Source organism: Antribacter sp. NEAU-D49, assembly GCF_057158775.1.
Genome location: NZ_JBXTSN010000025.1, coordinates 64,813 through 82,021 on the forward strand (window position 1 = coordinate 64,813; position 17,209 = coordinate 82,021).

14 protein-coding genes are annotated in these 17,209 nt (G+C 72.4%); 4 read left to right on the forward strand and 10 right to left on the reverse strand.

What is annotated here, in order from left to right:
- Positions 1-121: 121 nt before the first annotated feature.
- The 8 genes from AC060K_RS17655 to hutH form a co-directional block, all read right to left on the reverse strand.
- A complete protein-coding gene (locus AC060K_RS17655; protein ID WP_483766654.1) occupies positions 122-316 on the reverse strand; it encodes a methionine/alanine import family NSS transporter small subunit in 195 nt (64 codons plus the stop codon).
- Entirely contained in the window at positions 313-1,887 is a 1,575-nt protein-coding gene (locus AC060K_RS17660) for a sodium-dependent transporter (RefSeq protein ID WP_483766655.1), read from the reverse strand. The genes AC060K_RS17655 and AC060K_RS17660 overlap by 4 nt, the downstream gene beginning before the upstream one ends.
- Positions 1,888-1,901: 14 nt before the next feature.
- Positions 1,902-3,185 (reverse strand): FAD-binding protein, encoded by a 1,284-nt coding sequence (locus tag AC060K_RS17665; protein WP_483766656.1) that lies wholly within the window; start codon positions 3,183-3,185, stop codon positions 1,902-1,904.
- A 113-nt stretch (positions 3,186-3,298) separates the two neighbouring features.
- Positions 3,299-3,670: an STAS domain-containing protein gene (locus tag AC060K_RS17670; RefSeq protein ID WP_483766657.1), complete on the reverse strand. Its 372-nt coding sequence runs from the start codon at positions 3,668-3,670 to the stop codon at positions 3,299-3,301.
- A 185-nt stretch (positions 3,671-3,855) separates the two neighbouring features.
- On the reverse strand, positions 3,856-4,323 hold the full coding sequence (locus tag AC060K_RS17675; protein ID WP_483766658.1) for an aminoacyl-tRNA deacylase: 468 nt from the start codon (positions 4,321-4,323) through the stop codon (positions 3,856-3,858).
- Positions 4,320-4,760 carry a DUF2087 domain-containing protein gene (locus AC060K_RS17680; protein ID WP_483766659.1) on the reverse strand — a complete coding sequence of 147 codons (441 nt, stop codon included), beginning with the start codon at positions 4,758-4,760 and terminating at the stop codon, positions 4,320-4,322. Before AC060K_RS17680 ends, AC060K_RS17675 begins: the two co-directional genes overlap by 4 nt.
- A 17-nt stretch (positions 4,761-4,777) precedes the next feature.
- The gene (locus AC060K_RS17685; RefSeq protein ID WP_483766660.1) at positions 4,778-6,814 is read right to left on the reverse strand and encodes a M15 family metallopeptidase; all 2,037 of its coding nucleotides are present in this window, start codon (positions 6,812-6,814) and stop codon (positions 4,778-4,780) included.
- Between the two features lie 186 nt (positions 6,815-7,000).
- Complete coding sequence (hutH, locus tag AC060K_RS17690) at positions 7,001-8,590, reverse strand: histidine ammonia-lyase (RefSeq protein WP_483766661.1); 1,590 nt, start codon at positions 8,588-8,590, stop codon at positions 7,001-7,003.
- 130 nt (positions 8,591-8,720) lie between these two features.
- On the opposite strand from hutH, the gene AC060K_RS17695 reads away from it, so the two are divergent.
- The 3 genes from AC060K_RS17695 to hrpA all read left to right on the forward strand — a co-directional run bounded on the left by AC060K_RS17695 (position 8,721) and on the right by hrpA (position 14,487).
- Positions 8,721-9,020: a DUF4190 domain-containing protein gene (locus AC060K_RS17695; RefSeq protein WP_483766662.1), complete on the forward strand. Its 300-nt coding sequence runs from the start codon at positions 8,721-8,723 to the stop codon at positions 9,018-9,020.
- 146 nt (positions 9,021-9,166) lie between these two features.
- Positions 9,167-9,679 (forward strand): hypothetical protein, encoded by a 513-nt coding sequence (locus AC060K_RS17700; RefSeq protein WP_483766663.1) that lies wholly within the window; start codon positions 9,167-9,169, stop codon positions 9,677-9,679.
- Positions 9,680-9,846: 167 nt separating this feature from the next.
- Positions 9,847-14,487 (forward strand): ATP-dependent RNA helicase HrpA, encoded by a 4,641-nt coding sequence (gene hrpA / locus AC060K_RS17705; protein WP_483766664.1) that lies wholly within the window; start codon positions 9,847-9,849, stop codon positions 14,485-14,487.
- A 75-nt stretch (positions 14,488-14,562) separates the two neighbouring features.
- Here hrpA and AC060K_RS17710 read toward each other — a convergent pair whose 3' ends face one another.
- Positions 14,563-16,050 carry an APC family permease gene (locus tag AC060K_RS17710; RefSeq protein WP_483766665.1) on the reverse strand — a complete coding sequence of 496 codons (1,488 nt, stop codon included), beginning with the start codon at positions 16,048-16,050 and terminating at the stop codon, positions 14,563-14,565.
- 192 nt (positions 16,051-16,242) lie between these two features.
- On the opposite strand from AC060K_RS17710, the gene AC060K_RS17715 reads away from it, so the two are divergent.
- Positions 16,243-16,434: a PspC domain-containing protein gene (locus AC060K_RS17715; RefSeq protein WP_483766666.1), complete on the forward strand. Its 192-nt coding sequence runs from the start codon at positions 16,243-16,245 to the stop codon at positions 16,432-16,434.
- Here the strand turns inward: AC060K_RS17715 and AC060K_RS17720 are convergent.
- Positions 16,412-17,209: amidohydrolase family protein (locus tag AC060K_RS17720; protein WP_483766667.1), on the reverse strand; the 798-nt coding region annotated here is incomplete at its 5' end. The two genes, AC060K_RS17715 and AC060K_RS17720, sit on opposite strands and share 23 nt — an antisense overlap.

Sequence of the window (17,209 nt, forward strand, 5' to 3'; positions counted from 1 at the left end):
TGTGGGGATCAGAGGACCCGACGGCGCACGCGCCTCACGTCGAGTCTCCGTCACGCGGCGGGCGCGGGCAGCCGGAAACCGCCGGGTCGCGGCGAAGGTCACACGTGACGGCCACCACTCCTCAGGTGTCGCGCTCGGTCGGTGCCTCGGCGTCGCGAGCCGCCTCCCGGGCGTCGAGCCGCTCCGCCTCCTCGGGCCAGCCCTGCGGCCACTCGGCGCGGTCGGGCTGCCGGGCGAGCACCGCGATGCTCACGGCCAGGCCGCCCCACACGATCACGAGGGCCAGCACGAGCAGGACGATCGCCCCGGTGCTCATCGGGCCTCACCTCCCCGGCCGCCGCGGTACCGCGGCCAGACGTCGAACAGGTCAGGGTCCACCCGCCAGCGGGCCCGTGTCAGCGAGAGCGCCAGCACGACGAGGAGCGCGACGGTGCCCCACCCCGCGGCGGCGAGATATCCGGGCGCGTAGCCCTCGTACCCGTCGGTCAGGAGCGTGACGATGCGCGAGACCAGCATGTAGCCGAGCACCACCGGCCCCAGCACGGCGACGCAGACCGTCCACCAGTGACCCACCTGGACCGTCGAGACGGCGTTGAGATGAAACCGCAGCTCCTCGCCGCGGCGCAGCACCCATAGCACGAGCACGCACACCAGCACGGCCGAGCTCACGATGCCGATGTTGTTCGCCCAGTTGTCGACGGTGTCGAGGGCGATCAGCCCCGTCGTCGTCGAGAAGCAGAGGACCGAGAGGACGGCGGCCGCGCCGCCGATGCGCCACGCCGCCTGGCTGCGGGTCCAGCCGAACTTCTCCTGGAACGCCGCGGACACCACCTGGAGGATCGAGATCAGCGACGTGAAGCCCGCCATCACGAGCGAGCCGAAGAACAGCGCCCCGAACACCGGGCCCGCCGGCATCTGCGACACGATGGCGGGGAACGTGACGAACGACAGGATGGGGCCGGTCAGTCCCTCCACGTCGGCGACAGCAACACCCTGGTCGTGGGCGAGGAAGCCGAGCGCGGCGAAGACACCGATCCCCGCGAAGATCTCGAAGCTGGAGTTGGCGAACGCGACGACCAGCCCCGGCGTGGTCAGGTTCGCCCGCCGACGCCGGTACGACGCGTAGGTGATCATGATCCCGAAGGCGATCGACAGCGAGAAGAAGATCTGGCTGTACGCCGCGATCCACACGTTCGGGTCGGTGAGCGCTCCCCAGTCGGGCGAGAACAGCGCGTCCAGCCCGTCGGCGGCGCCGGGGAGAAAGAGCGACCGCACCACCAGCGCCCCGAACGCCAGGAGCAGCAGGGGCATGAACACGACGTTCACGCGCTGGACGCCACGCGCCACCCCCGCGGCGAGCACCACGATGGTGACGAGCCAGACGAGCAGCAGCGGGACCAGCACGCCGGGCACGACGTCGAGGGTGAACCACGGGTCGGCACCGCCCACGTCGGCCACCTGGAGGTAGTCGCCCACGAAGAACCCCGCGGTGTCGTCGCCCCAGCGCAGGTCGAACGAGAAGACGAAGAAGCTGAGCGCCCAGGCGATGACCGCCGTGTAGTAGACGGCGATCACGAAGCAGATCGCCACCTGGTACCAGCCGAGCGCCTCGAGCCGGCGCGACAGCCGGCGCAGCGCCAGCGGGGCGGACCCCCGGAAGCGGTGCCCGATCGCGTAGTCGAGGAACAGGATCGGGATGCCCGCGGTGAGCAGCGCGATCAGGTACGGGACGATGAACGCCCCGCCCCCGTTCTCGTAGGCCACGCCGGGGAACCGCCAGATGTTGCCGAGCCCCACCGCCGATCCGACGGCGGAGAGGATGAAGCCCACCTGCCCCGTCCACTCCTCGCGGGGGGCAGGTGTCGCGGTGGTCGCCGATCCGCTCATGCCCCGATCATGCGTCAGCCGGCCAGCAGCCGCTCGACGTACCCGCCGCGCAGCCGGCCCTCGGGGTCCAGCCGGCCGGCCAGCTCCCGGAACGCTTCGAAACGGGGGAACAGCGCGGCGACGTCGGCCGCGGCGACCGTCGAGAGCTTCCCCCAGTGCGGGCGGGCGCCCAGCGGGAGCAGCGCCTCCTCGACGCGCGGCAGCACCGAGCGCACCGCCGGCCAGTCGGCCACCCAGGTGAAGTGGATCCCCACGGAGTCCTGGTCGAACGGGCTGAGCCAGAGGTCGTCGGCGGCGACCGTGCGGATCTCCGTGGTCAGCAGCAGCGGCGCCACGACGGGTGCCAGGCGTCGCATCGCCTCGATGGCGGCCACGGCCTGCGTCCGGGGGACGAGGTACTCCGACTGGAGCTCGTCACCTGCCGAGGGCGTGAAGTCCAGCCGGAAGTGGGGCAGCCGCTCGTGCCACGGGCCGGGCACGCCGAGCTGGGCGGTGCAGGCAGCGGGGTCGACGCCCGGGATCGGGTGGAGCGGGCCGGAGGCGGGCTTCGCGCCCAGGGCGAGCAGGACGTCGTCGTCGCCCTGGTGGCCGACGGCGGAGCGGTCGCTCTCCTGCACGGCCTTGCGCCAGACCTGGCGCACCGCAGGCTCCGCCCACCCCGTGAAGAGGCTGACCGAGTAGGCACTGCCGGTCACGGCGTCGAAGTTCTCCAGCAGGGCGTCCCACGGCAGGTCCGTCAGCACGTCCTGGCGCACGTCGAACGCGGGCTTGGTGGCGAGCTCCACCCGGGTGACGACGCCCAGAGCGCCCAGGGAGACCACGGCTCCGGGGAAGTCGGCGTCGCCGCGACGCAGCGTGCGGAGGTCGCCGTCGGCGGTCACGAGCTCCAGGCCGACCACGTCGCTCGCCAGGCTCTGGTTGCGGTCGCCCGAGCCGTGGGTCGCGGTGGCGGCGGCGCCGGCGACGGAGATGTGCGGGAGCGACGCGAGGTTGCTCAGGGCCCGGCCGCGCTCCTGGAGGGCGGTGGCGACCTCGCCGTGCCGCAGGCCGCCGTTCACCGAGGCCACCCCGGTGACGGGGTCGAGGTCGACGGACGGGCGCCCGTCGTCGAGCGCGTCCACCTGGACGTGGACGCCCGTGGTGTCCGCGACGTCGCTGAACGAGTGCCGCGAGCCGAGGGCACGCACCGTGCCGCCCTGCGCGAGGAGCTCCCGCAGCTCGTCGAGGGTGCGGGGGCGCTCGACCCGCTCGGCGGAGTAGCTGAGGTTGCCTGCCCAGTTCACGCTGTTGCTCGTCACGGCCCCAGCCTGCCACGACGGAGGCACTGTCTCGGCGGGATCCGGGATCCGGGCGCCGGAGACGAGAACGGGAGGCGCGGGCGACTCTGCCCGCACCTCCCGGCTCACGTACGTCAGGCGGGCACCTTGGCGCTGCCGACCACCGGCAGACGCTCGCTGATCCCGACCATCTCGAGAACCTCCATCACGGCCGCCGAGGGCTCGCGGAGCAGCACCGGCGAGCCGGTCTCCTCGCCGAGGACGAAGACCTGGAGGATGAAAGCGACCCCGGAGGAGTCGATGAAGGTCACGTCGCGCGCGTCGACGATGACGGGCGCGGGGGTCGGACGTGCTGCCAGCGAGGCCATCGCCTCGCTCGCCGCCTCACGCAGGAGGGCATCGACATCGCCCCACAGCGTGATGACCGAGCCCTCGAACGTGTGCCGGCAGGCGATGCCCGAGCCGGACCTGGGTTCCGATGTGGTCGTTGACGGAAGTGGGTCCATGGTTGTGGTTTGCTCCGTACTCCGTAGACGGTGTGGCGGAAAGACGCTTTTGACGTCTCGTGACTTAGCCTTGCCGATGCTTGGCAAGAAATGTCCCCCTCCGAGTCTCGCCCCGAAGACGCTTTCCGTCCACCCCCGCGCCGTTACGGTCTGGTTGCGTGCAGAAGATCGTCAGGTGACAGGTCTCAGAGCGGCTCGGTCACGTCGGCGACCGTCGCCGACAGCGACCTCACGAGGTCCGCGGCATCCACCGTAGCGCCCACTCCGTGCGCACCACCACCGATGGACACCGGCCCGGGATCCGCGAGCCGCGAGTCTGCGACGACCGGCCAGCTGTGGAACGAGCCGTAGGGCGTGATGGTTCCCCGCTCGTACCCGGTGACCTGGAACGCGACGTCCTTGTCGGGCATCGACAGCCGCGAGACGCCCAGGAGCGCCCGCAGCTTGGGCCAGGAGATCTGCCGGTCGCCGGGCACGAGGACGAAGAGGAAGTCGTCGTCCCCGCGCCGCACCACGAGGGTCTTGATGAGCCGGGCGGGATCGACCCCGCGCGCCGCGGCAGCCTCCTCCAGCGACGACACCCTGCCGTGCCGCACCAGCTCGAAGGGGATGCCTGCAGCCTCCAGCGCCGCAACCGCACGGTCCTCGCTCATCGTGTCTCGCCCTTCGTGCCGGGGTCGCGGGTCTCTCGCGGATCGGTCAAGCGATCACCAGAACCGTCCCAAGCCTTCGCCGCGTCCTGGGGTGCCGGTCCCAGCGTGGTCTCCCCCGCGATGCGCCGCACGTCGGGCACGAAGACGTCCGGGTCGTACTCCGTCCGCTCGGTGCGCCAGTACTCCGCGCCGTCGCGCGTCCGCTTCACCAGACCCTGGTCCACCATCGCCCGCCGCAGGCCGACAGGGTCGTGCGCCACCTCGGCCAGCCGCCGGGTGAGCTCGCGCTCAGCGACGGGCTCGAGGAGCACCGGCAGCACCTGCGCGGCCATGTATCGCGTCACGGCGATCTTGTCGCGCCACCGTCGGGGCATCGACTCCAGGCGGCCGGACCGCAGGAAGCGTCGGGGGTCGCCTGCCTCAGGTTCGCTGGTCATGGACCATGAGGCTAGCCCTACGGCGCTTCGCCGCCGGTCCCGCCGGTCTCGTCCGTGCCGGTCTCGTCCGTGCCGGTCCCGCCGGTCCCGTCCGTGCCGGTCCCGTCCGTGCCGGTCGTGGAGGGTGACGGGGAGGGCGTCGGAGTCGGCGTCGGAGTCGGCGTCGGCGGGGTCGTCGGCGTCGGCGACGGCGGGTCGGTCGGTGGGTCGGTCGGCGGCGTCGACGGTTCTGTCGGCTCCGGAGACGGCGTCGACGGCTCCGGGGAAGGCTCCGGCGACGGCGTCGACGGGTCGGACGGCTCCGGCGACGGCGGCCTGGACGGTTCCTGCGACGGCGGCGGCGTGGACGGGTCGGGCGCCACCGGGCTCGGCGAGGGGTTCGGCCGCGGCGGCTCAGGAGCGGGCGTGCTGCCGCCGTCCTTGGTCGGGCTCGGCGCACGGGTGTGCGGGGTGGGCCACAGGGCGACGTCGTCCTCGTCGAGCGCGCGGTCCGGGATAGCGCCCGCAGCGAAGAACTCGAAGTGCCACGGTTCCGGCTTGGACCCCGTGAGACGCGCCCAGGACGGGTTGTCCCAGCCGTACTTCGGCCCGTTGACCCGCATCCAGGTGTACTCCGCCGACGCGCCGGTCGAGATGGGCCGGCCCAGGTCCACGGCGAGGCCCCAGCCGTGGTTCGACGTGCCGGGGATCGCGGCGAGGCCGGGCTTCGCCTGGCGCACCGCGACCTGGCTCTCGTACGACCGGTACGAGTCGGTCATCGGGATAGAGCGGCCGAACCGCGCCTCGTAGGCCGCGTTCAGGGCCTCCAGCTGCTCCGCCGCGTCGCACCGCAGCCGGTGGCCCGGCGCGAAGTCGAGCGGGCAGAGCACCTCGGTGGGGATGCGGCCGTTGCGGTAGCCGGCCGTCGTTGCGCCGTAGAGGTCCACCGACCGGCGGAGCGACCCCACCAGGTCGGCCTCCTCGAGGGAGGACGGGTCCAGCACGGTTCCCGGGGCCGGGACGATCTCGACGAGAGCAGAGGCCGACGACGGGTCGAGCAGGCTCGCGAGCCGCATCGCCGCGACCGACACGTCCGCAAGGGTGATGAGCTCGTCGCCGTGGCTGTGACCGGCTTCGTCGTCCCCGAGCTCGTCGTGCCCGGGCTCCACGGTCCCGGACTCGTCGTCGCGGGCGGTCTCGTCGAGCAGGTCTCCGGACGGCTCCTCCGCCGGGTCCGTCGCCTCGGGGTCCGTCGCCTCGGGGTCCGTCGCCTCGGGATCCGTCGCCTTGGGATCCGTCGCCTCGGGGTCGGCCGCCTCCGGCGACGGACCTCGGGACTGCCCGACGGCGGCCGGCGTGTTCGACGCCGTCTCAGCCCAGGGCTCCACGACCATCGGCGCCAGCGCCTCCGGAGCGGCGGGAGCCACGTCTTCCAACCCGGGCCCGGCGTCCGGCGACGGCATCTCGGGGAGCCCCGCCGGACCGCCGTCGGGCACCGTGGCGTCCGGCGGCGTGACGCCCTCGGGCGACTCGGCCAGGACCGGCTCCTCCACCTGGCGCGGGTCCTCGACCAGGAGCCAGCCTGTACGGGGGCCCGCGACCGGCAGACCCATGTCGGACCGCGTGATGATGCTCTGCTGAGCCTGGTAGGTGATGAAGAGCATGCCGAGCTCGGCCGCGGCCTGCGCCACGACCGGGCTGAGGTCGGCGCCCTGCTCCGCCGCGTACGCCTCTGCCTCGTCCAGGACGGCGCGCACCTGGGCGGTGGTGAGGGCAGCGCTGCCCACGAGCAGCCCGTCCGAGCCGGGCTCCGGGAGCACCCCTGCCTGGCGCACCGGCACGTCGAGGAGCTCCACGGAGAGGGACTGCGGCACCGGGCGGGGAATGCTCGAGGCGCTGGTGATGAGGACACCGACAGCCATCGCACCGGAGAGCGCGCCCGTCCAGGCAGCACGGATCGCGCGCCTGCGGCGGGCTCGGGCAGGGGCGCCGGCATCGGCGGCGACGGGACCTCCGGGCGCGCCTGCGGCGGCGACGTCCGGTCGCCCCCCGCCCTGACCGTCCTGGTCAGCCACTCGCGGACGTGAGCTCACGCGTGTGTGCCTCCGTCGTTCGCTGCCGCTACCTGCGAGTCCGCATCCTTGCACAGCAATCTGACATGCAGATGAACGCTCGCTGTCCAAGCCTGCGCTGCGTCGGGCTCCCCTGCCAACAGGAAGCCGATAACTTCTTCCATTGTCACCCCGTCTCAGGGGGTGACATCACGTGAGGTCTCCCACAGCGCCTTCCGCCGCGGCGACGAGCCGCCCGCCTGCGACGATCCCGAGAACCGCCTCGATCTCCGGGGCTAGGAAGCGGTCCGGGCCCGGGCCCGGCGCCACCGCGCGGACGGCGCGGAGAGCGGCGGCCGTGCCGGGCGCCGGTTCCTGCTGCCGCAGGTCGAGCGCTCTCGCCGCCGCCAGGACCTCGATCGCCACCACCCGCGCCAGCCCGTCCACAGCGCGGCGCAGCTTGCGCGCCGCCGCCCAGCCCATGGACACGTGATCCTCCTGCATCGCTGACGACGGGATGGAGTCCACGCTCGCCGGCACCGCCAGCCGCTTGAGCTCGGAGACGATCCCCGCGGCGGTGTACTGCGCGATCATCAGCCCGGAGTCCACCCCGGCCTCGTGCGCGAGGAAGGGCGGGAGACCCTCGTTCCGGGCCTTGTCGAGGAACCGGTCGGTGCGGCGTTCCGAGATGCTCGCGAGGTCCGCGACGGCGATCGCCAGGAAGTCCAGCGCGTACCCGACGGGCGCCCCGTGGAAGTTGCCGCACGACTCGACGCGGCCGTCGGGCGTCACCACCGGGTTGTCGATCGCCGCCGCCAGCTCCCGGTCCGCCACGGCGGCCGCGTGGTCGAGCGTGTCGCGTGCCGCGCCGTGCACCTGAGGGGCGCAGCGCAGGGAGTAGGCGTCCTGCACACGCGTGCAGACCTGACTGCCGTCCGGGTACGTCTCGCGGTGGCTGGCCATGACCGCCGAGCCCGCGAGCAGCGCCCGGAGGTTCGCCGCCGACGCGGCCTGCCCCGGATGGGGCCGCAAGGCCACGAGGTCGGCCGCGAACGGGGCGTCCGAGCCCAGCAGCGCCTCCACCGACATGGCCGCGGCGACGTCCGCGGCGGTCAGCAGGGCGCGCAGGTCGTGGAGGGCCAGCACCAGCATGCCGAGCATGCCGTCGGTCCCGTTGATGAGAGCCAGGCCCTCCTTCTCCGTCAGGACCGCGGGCTCGATCCCCGCCTCGGCGAGCGCCTCGGCGGCGGGCCGGCGCTGCCCGACGGCGTCGCGCACCTCGCCCTCGCCCGTCGCCGCGAGCGCGACATGGGACAGCGGGGCGAGGTCGCCGGAGCAGCCGAGCGAGCCGTACTCGTGCACCACGGGCGTGAGGTGCGCGTCGAGCATGGCGGCGTAGACCTGGGCGGTCGCGGGCCGCACGCCGGTGCGGCCGGTCGCGAGAGTGTTGAGCCGCAGGAGCTGCAGGGCGCGGACCACCTCGTCCTCGACCTCCGGCCCCGAGCCGGCGGCATGTGAGCGGACGAGGCTGCGCTGCAGGTCGGCGCGGCGTCCGACGGGGATGTGGGTCCGGGCCAGGGCGCCGAAGCCGGTGGAGATGCCGTAGTGGGGCCGGGAGTCGCCTGCGAGGGCCTCGACGACGGCGCGGCTCGTGGCCATGGCGTCGAGCGCTGCAGGGGCGAGGGAGACGGTGGCGCCGTGCCGCGCGACGGCGACGATCTGATCGACGGTGAGGGGTTCGCCCGTGAGGTCGACATGGGGGACGGCGGCGACGATGCGCGCCGCAGGAGGGGTGCTCATAGCACCAGTGTTGCGCCCGCTGAGGCGAACGCGCCGCAGAATCATGAGGTTTCCCCTCTACCGCGATCTCTACGGATACTTCACAATAAGCCGGTCCTATCCATCCCACTCCAGGGAGTTGTTCACCACCATGTCTGCATCCGAGACGCCGTCCGCGCCCGTTGCCCCCGCGAACGGCCTCGTCGCCGAGGACCCGGGCAAGACCCTCGGCATCGTCGGCTTCGTGCTCGCCTTCCTGGTGAGCGTCGCCGGCATCATCGTCAGCGCCATCGCGCTCAAGAAGTCGAAGGCCGCCGGTTTCCAGAACGGCCTCGCCAAGGCCGGCGTCATCGTCGGCATCATCGTGACCGTCCTGTGGGTCATCTACTGGATCGTCGTGATCGTCGCCGTGTTCGCCGCGATGGAGTCGGGCACCTACACGACCATGTGACACCTGCGCTCGTCGCGCTGAGGCCGCCGTCCCCCCGGGGGCGGCGGCCTCTGTGCTGGCGATGGGTAGGGTGCTCCTAGCCAGATCTATTGCGATACATCACAATATGGCCGACCAAGAGGCCGTAAACGAGGAGCACTTTCGCAATGACCGCCGAGATCGACACCACCGCCGCAGACAAGCTGGCAGAGGCTGTCACCGAGTCCGTCGCCGAACCCGCCAAGCCCGCCGCGACGGAGGAGGCCGGCGAGGCCCCCGTCGCCGCGCCTGTGACCAGCGCGGTCGCCGCGCCGGAGACCACCGCTCCTTCTGTCGCCGAGCCGGCGGCCGCCGCTCCTGCCGCGGCCGCGGCCGTCGTCGCCGCTCCCGCGGCTGATGCCGCTGCCGCGACCGTCGCCGAGACGGCCGCCCCGGCCGAGGTCGAGGACCCGCAGAGCAACGTCTTCAGCATCGTCGGCTTCCTGCTGGCGTACATCCCGCTGGTCGGCGTGGTCGTCAACATCATCGCGATGAACAAGGCCGGCAAGGAGGGCTTCGACCGCTGGCTGGCCGGCTGGGCGCTCGGCATCTCCATCGTGACCACGCTGGGCATGCTCGCCCTCGTGTTCCTCGGCTTCTGGATCGGCGTCGAGGCGGCGCAGGCCGGGTTCTCCTTCTGACGCCGAGACAGCGCCTCCGTCCGACGAGGTCACTGTCTCGGCGCCCTCCCCCCGCCGAAACAGTGACTTCGTCCGACGAGGTCACTGTCTCGGCGCCCTCCCCCAGCCGAGATAGTGACCTCGTCCGTGGGTAAAGAGCTTGCGAATCCTTGCGAGAATGGGACGTCGTGAGCCCTGACCCGCAGACCTCCCCCTCCCGCCGTCCCTCCCGGGGCCGCGGCCAGGGGCGCGCCCAGGGCGAGGGCCGGGCGGGTGCGGGGCGTCCTCGAGGCGGGCGACCGCCGTCGACCAACGGGCGCGCGCAGGTGAGCCGCGAGCAGCTCGAGCGGGCCGCCGCCCGGCGCGCCGCCGTCGAGGTGCCGCCCATCACGTACCCCGAGCAGCTGCCGGTCTCTGCGCGGCGCGAGGACATCGCCGCCGCGATCCGCGACCACCAGGTCGTGATCGTCGCGGGCGAGACCGGCTCGGGCAAGACGACCCAGCTTCCGAAGATCGTGCTGGAGCTGGGTCGCGGCCGGACCGGCCAGGTGGGCCACACCCAGCCCCGCCGGATCGCGGCGCGCACCGTGGCGGAGCGCATCGCCGAGGAGCTCGGCACGCCGCTGGGCGGCGTGGTGGGCTACCAGGTGCGGTTCACCGACCAGTCGAGCGACGAGACGCTCGTCAAGGTCATGACCGACGGCATCCTGCTCGCCCAGATCCAGCGCGACCCGCAGCTCCTCGCCTACGACACCATCATCATCGACGAGGCGCACGAGCGGTCGCTCAACATCGACTTCCTGCTGGGCTACCTGAGCCGGCTGCTGCCGGAGCGCCCGGACCTCAAGCTGATCATCACGTCCGCGACCATCGACAGCGAGCGGTTCGCGCGGCACTTCTCCCCGGCGTCGCTCGCCGCCCGCGCCGGCGCCCCGGAGTACGTCACCGACGTGCTGCCCGACGCGGCGCCCGTGGTCGAGGTGTCGGGCCGCACCTTCCCGGTCGAGATCCGGTACCGGCCACTTTCGCCCGACGTGGACCCCGAGACGGGGAAGACGCTCGGGAAGACCAAGGGTGAGGAGAAGGACCTCGTCACCGGGATCGTCGACGCCTGCGACGAGCTGCTGCGCGAGGGCAAGGGCGACATCCTCGTCTTCCTCTCCGGCGAGCGGGAGATCCACGACGCCGCCGACGCCCTCGAGGGCCACCTCAAGGACCGCGTCCGCGACCCGAAGCACCCGCAGCGCGTCGAGATCCTGCCGCTGTACGCACGCCTGTCGAGCCAGGAGCAGCACCGCGTCTTCGAGGCGCACTCGGCCCGTCGCATCGTGCTGGCCACCAACGTGGCGGAGACGTCGTTGACCGTGCCGGGCATCCACTACGTCGTGGACCCCGGCACCGCGCGCATCAGCCGCTACTCCAAGGCCACGAAGGTGCAGCGCCTGCCGATCGAGCCGGTGTCGCAGGCGAGCGCGAACCAGCGGTCCGGCCGGTCGGGCCGCGTGGCCGACGGCATCGCGATCCGCCTCTACTCCGAGGAGGACTTCGCCTCCCGGCCCGAGTTCACCGAGCCGGAGATCCTGCGGACGTCCCTCGCGTCGGTGCTGCTGCAGATGATCTCGGTGGGCGTCGTGTCGACGCCCGACGACGTCGCCCGCTTCCCCTTCGTCGAGCCCCCGGACACGCGCGCGATCCGCGACGGCGTCCAGCTCCTCACCGAGCTCCGCGCGCTCGAGACGGTCAACGGCACCACGAGGCTCACCGACACCGGCCGCATCCTCGCGCAGCTCCCCATGGACCCGCGCCTGGCCCGCATGATCATCGAGGGCTCGAAGCTGGGCGTCGCCCGCGAGGTCGCGATCATCGCGGCCGTCATGTCCATCCAGGACCCTCGCGAGCGGCCCGCCGAGCAGCGCCCACAGGCCGACCAGCAGCACGCCCGCTTCACCGACCCCCACTCCGACTTCCTCACGTACCTCAACCTGTGGGAGTACGTGCGGGAGCAGCAGCGCGAGCTGTCGTCGTCGGCGTTCCGCCGGCAGTGCAAGGCGGAGTTCCTGAACTTCCTGCGGATCCGCGAGTGGCAGGACGTCGTCGCGCAGCTGAGAGAGATGTCGAAGCCGCTGGGCATCGACATGGCGTTCCGCACGTCCGCTCGCCTGGGTCCCAGCAGCGGGGACGCCGACGCCGACGCGACCGCCGAGGCGGTGGAGCCGGAGGTCGGCGCGACGCCGTCAAGCCGTAGCGGAGGCGACCGCGCGAGGAACGAGCCGGGCGCCGTGAGCGAGGCGGCGCGCCGACCTGCGGTGGAACCGCCGGACCCGGCCCCAGAGACGACGTCGTACCGGATCGCCTGGGACGGCGACACCATTCATCAGGCTCTCCTCTCCGGCCTCCTGTCACAGATCGGCATGCAGGACACCGGCGAGGTCAAGGCCTCCGCCGTCGCCCACCTCAAGGGCGCCGCCCGCGAGCAGGCGATCCGCCGCGCCCGCAAGCAGGCGCGGAACGAGTACCTGGGCGCGCGCGGCGCGCGGTTCGCGATCTTCCCGGGATCGCCGCTCAGCAAGAAGCCGCCGGCGTGGATCATGGCTGGTGAGCTCGTCGAGACCTCACGCCTGTGGGCCCGCGACGCCGCCCGCATCCAGCCCGAGTGGGCCGAGAAGCTCGCCGGGTCGCTGGCCAAGCGGACATACTCGGACCCGCACTGGTCCACCAAGCAGGGCGCCGCCGCCGCCACCGAGAAGGTGCTGCTCTACGGCGTGCCGATCGTCGAGGGTCGTAGCGTCCTGTACGCCAAGGTGGACCCCGAGGCGGCGCGCGAGATGTTCGTGCGGCACGCCCTGGTCCAGGGCGAGTGGACCACGCACCACCAGTTCTTCCACGAGAACCGCGCGCTCCTGCAGGAGGCCGAGGAGCTCGAGGCCCGCTCTCGGCAGCGCGGGCTCGTCGCGTCCGAGGACGACCTCTTCGCCTTCTACGACGAGCGTGTCCCCGCCGACGTGGTCTCGGCACGGCACTTCGACCGGTGGTGGTCCCGCGCGAAGCGCGACCAGCCCGACCTGCTCACCTTCACGCTCGAGCAGCTCGTCGGCGACGCCACGGTCGACACGGGCGCGTTCCCCGAGTCCTGGCCGCAGGGCGAGCTCACGCTGCCGCTCACCTACCAGTTCCAGCCCGGGTCCGACGCCGACGGCGTCACCGTGCACATCCCCGTCTCTGTGCTGCCCCGCGTGGTACCGGACGGCTTCGACTGGATGGTCCCCGGGCTCCTCGAAGAGCTCTGCGTGGCCACCATCAAGTCGCTGCCGAAGCCCGTGCGCGTGCAGCTCGTGCCCGCGCCGGACGTGGCACGGGCGGTCGTGGGGTGGCTGCGGGAGAACGCACCGGCCTGGGAGGACGTCGCACGCGCCGGCGACATGGCCGAGCCGTTCCACGTCGCGTTCTCCCGTGCGGTGCGGGCGCTGCGCGACGTCGTGATCCCTCCCGAGGTGTGGGACGCGGAGCGGGTGGAGCGGCTGCCTGCGCACCTGCGGATGACGTTCCGGGTGTTCGAGGAACGCGGCCGCGGGCCGAAGGCCGGGTCCGTCGTGCTCGACGAGTCCAAGGACCTGTTGCTGCTGCAGCGCAAGCTCGCCGCGCAGGCGGAGGCTGCGGTGCGGGCGGCCGTGCGGGGGGCTGTTGGAGTTGCGTTGGCCGAAGCCGCGGCTGGATCGGGTCCGGCGGCGGACGAGGGTGAGGGGGCGCCGCCTCGCTCACGCGCCCCAGGGGGCGCTCCGCTACGGCTTGACGGCGGCGCAGCAACCCCCGCGCCCCCCGCCTCTTCTGGTTCGTCGCCTTCTTCGTCGCTGCCCGACGGCGGTGGGGTGCGGGTGGGGACTGTGGTGCGGGAGGTTGTCGGGCTCTCCTCGTGGCCCGACGACGTGCCCGTGCTGCCCGACCACGTGTCCACCGACGTGGGCGCCGGGGTTGTGGTGCGGGGGTATCCCGCTCTCGTCGAGGAGGTCGGGGCTCGGGGGGCCGACGTCGTCTCGTTGCGGGTGCTGGCCGATGCGTCGGCGCGAGATGCTGCGCACGCTGCTGGCGTCCGGAGGCTGCTGCTGTCGGAGGTGGCGCTCGCTCCCGGGCGCATCTCGTCGCGGTGGTCGGGGACCCAGGCGCTCACGCTGGCCGCGTCGCCATACCGCAACACCGAGGCGCTGGTGGCCGACCTGCAGCTCGCGGCGGTGATCGCGCTGACGTCCGGGCCGGACGTGGCGCGGTACGACACGCCGTCGGGCGGGGTGGAGGCCGGCTCGGTGCGCTCGGCCGCCGCCTACGAGGAGGCGCGAGCCTTCGTGCGCAAGCACCTGGAGGACGAGGTACACCGGATCGTCGGGCATGTCGTCGCCGCGCTCACCGCGTACCGGACGCTGGAGAGCGAGGTGCGACGCTCGTCGTCCCTCGCGCTGCTCAACGTGCTGCAGGAGGTGCGGGAGCACGCCGCCGGGCTCATCCGTGCGGGCTTCATCGCGCAGACCCCGCCCCGGCGTCTGCCCCACCTCGTGCGGTACCTGCGGGCGGCGTCGTACCGGCTGGCCAAGGCCGCGGAGAACCCGGCCCGCGACGCCGAGCTGGCCTGGCGGATCTCCGATGTGACCGCCGCCTACGAGAAGGCGCGCGCGGCGTACGCCGCCGGACCCGCCTCGCCGACGCGGGAAGCGGAGCTCGCCGACGTGCGGTGGCTGCTGGAGGAGCTGCGCGTGTCGCTGTTCGCGCAGCAGCTGGGGACCGACGGGCCGGTCAGCGAGAAGCGGATCCGGAAGGTGCTGTCGCCCACCGGCTGGTAAAGCGCTGTGGGTATGGCTGTGGCGGGAATTCTGGCCAGGATTCCCGCCACAGCCATACCCACAGCGACAGGAGGGCTAGCGCTCGTCCGGGTCGTGGAGGCCCTCTTCGCGGATCTCCTCGAGCTCCTCGACGTCGCTGAACTGGGTGGCACGGTGCCGGATCCAGCGGTTGACCGCCCACGTCACGGCCGACAGCACCACGCCGATGCCGATGAGCACTCCCGCGATCGGGTACTGGCCCTGCTGGGCCTCGCTGCGCGCCCACGGGCCGGCGAGATACAGGCACGACAGGGCGCCGAGGATCGGCAGCGGCAGCCAGGTGCGGAAGTGCTTGTGCTCGACCGGCTGCCGGCGCAGCACCAGCAGCGCGACGTTCACGACGGAGAAGACGCACAGGAGCAGGAGCGCCGTCGTGCCGCCCAGGAGGCCCACCGCGCTGGCGCCCTCCTCGGTGGCGTTCGCCCGCACCACGTAGACGATGAGGCCGAACGAGATGGCCGTGGTGACGAGGATGGATACCCACGGCGTGCGGCGGAAGGGGTGCACGTTCGCGAAGAACGGGGGCAGCACCTCCTGCTTGGCCATGCCGTAGAGCAGCCGGGACGCCATGAGCATGTTGATGAGCGCGGAGTTGGCCACGGCGAACATGCCGATGAACGGGAAAATCGTGCCGAACGGCAGGCCGGGGGCGCCGGCGGCGACCACCTGCGTGAGCGCCGAGCCCTTCGCCGGGTCCGTCAGGTCGCCCACCGGGACCAGGGCCACCGCGGTGATCGCGACCAGGATGTAGATGACGCCGGTGATCCCCAGGCCGGTGAGCATGACGCGCGGGAAGTGCCGCACCGGGTCCTTGCACTCCTCGGCCATGTTCACGGAGTCCTCGAAGCCCACCATGGCGAAGAAGGCGAGGCTCGTGGCGGCGGTGATCGCGAAGAACGTGCTCTTCTCGTCGGGGCTCTCGAAGATCACCACACGGGAGAAGTCGGCGTTGCCCTGGGTCACCGCGAAGAGCCCCACGAAGATGACGAGCAGCAGGCCCGACAGCTCCACGAGCGTGAGCACCACGTTGGCCTTGACGCTCTCCCCGACGCCGCGGAAGTTGACCGCCGCGACCACCGCCATGAAAGCGAGAGCGATGGCCAGCAGGCCCGTGCTGCCCGGGGCGAGGTGCAGGTCGAGGCCGTCGTTGAGGAACCCGGCGAACGCGTTGGACGCCGTCGACGCCGAGGTGATGCCCGAGCACATGACGGTGAACGCCACGATGAACGTGACGAAGTGGATGCCGAACGCCTTGTGCGTGTACAGCGCGGCCCCCGCGGCCTGCGGGTACTTGGTGACGAGCTCCAGGTAGGAGAGGGCCGTCAGCGTCGCGACCACGAAGGCGACGAGGAACGGCGCCCACGCCGCTCCCCCGACCTCGCCCGCCACCTGCCCGGTGAGGGCATAGACCCCGGTGCCCAGGATGTCGCCCACGATGAAGAGCAGCAGAAGCTTCGAGCCCATCACCCGCTTCAGGGGCGGCTGTCCCTCGTGCGTACCCGTCTCGTCGACCACCTGGCTCATGGCGCACCCCCGGTCCGATGTGTCCCAGGTCACAGACCCGGGTTTCTATGAAACCCCGGCACCAGCACGGTGTCACGGAGGGCCCCGGCGTGGCGGGCCCGGTACGTCCCGGATATGTGACGACCGACTCAGGGTCAGAACCGGTGGGTTACCGGATTTCGGGTGGGGCGGTCCCCGCGTAGCGTCGAGGTCATGAGCACACAGAGCCTCTCTCGTCCTCGCCAGGGCCGCATGATCGCCGGGGTGTGCGCGGGTGTCGCGCGCCGCTTCGGCTGGGACCCCACCCTGGTCCGCATCCTCACCGTCGCGTCGCTGCTGCTCCCCGGGCCCCAGCTGATCGCCTACCTGATCTTCTGGCTCCTCATGCCGAACGACCCGGCCTGATCTCCGCGGCGAGGTCCCCCGCCACGTCCTTCACCACGAGGTGTCGCCCCTCCCGCACCACGTGCCGCCCGCCCACCACCAGGTCCGTCACGTCCGCCGACGTCGCCGCGAACACCACGGACTCCAGCAGCGTCGCCTCCTCCCACCCGGCCAGCCGGACCGACCCGAGCCCGACCGTCGTGAAGTCCGCGAGCGCCCCGAGCGAGATGCCCGGCCGGACGGCCGGGGCGTCGTCGAGCCACCGGCCGAGGGCCGCGTAGCCCGCGGAGGTGCCCGCGACGAGCAGTGATGCCGCGCTGAGGTGCCCCCGCCGCTCGGTGCGGAGGCGTTCGCCGAGCTCGAGTCCGCGCAGCTCCTCGAACGGGTCGACGACGGCGTTCGAGTCGGACCCGATGCTCAGCGGCACCCCGGCCCGGGCCAGGTCGCCGAGGCGGGGCAGCCCGTCGGCGAGGTCGCGTTCCGTCGTGGGGGTGATGCAGGCGCCGGTGCGCGCGGAGGCGAGCGCGGCGACGTCGTCGTCCGTGAGGTGGGTGGCGTGGACCGCGGTGGTGCGGGGTCCGAGCACGCCGTGGTCGGCGAGGAGCCGCGTGGGCGTGCGGCCGTGCACGGCGAGGCACTCCTCGTTCTCGCGGCGCTGCTCGGAGAGGTGGACGTGGAGGGGCGCGTCGCGGCTCGCGGCCCACGCGGCGACGACGGGCAGCGCGTCGGGCGGGACGGCCCGGACGGAGTGCACGGCGGCGCCGAGGCGCACATCACTTCGGTACGTCGTCGTCGG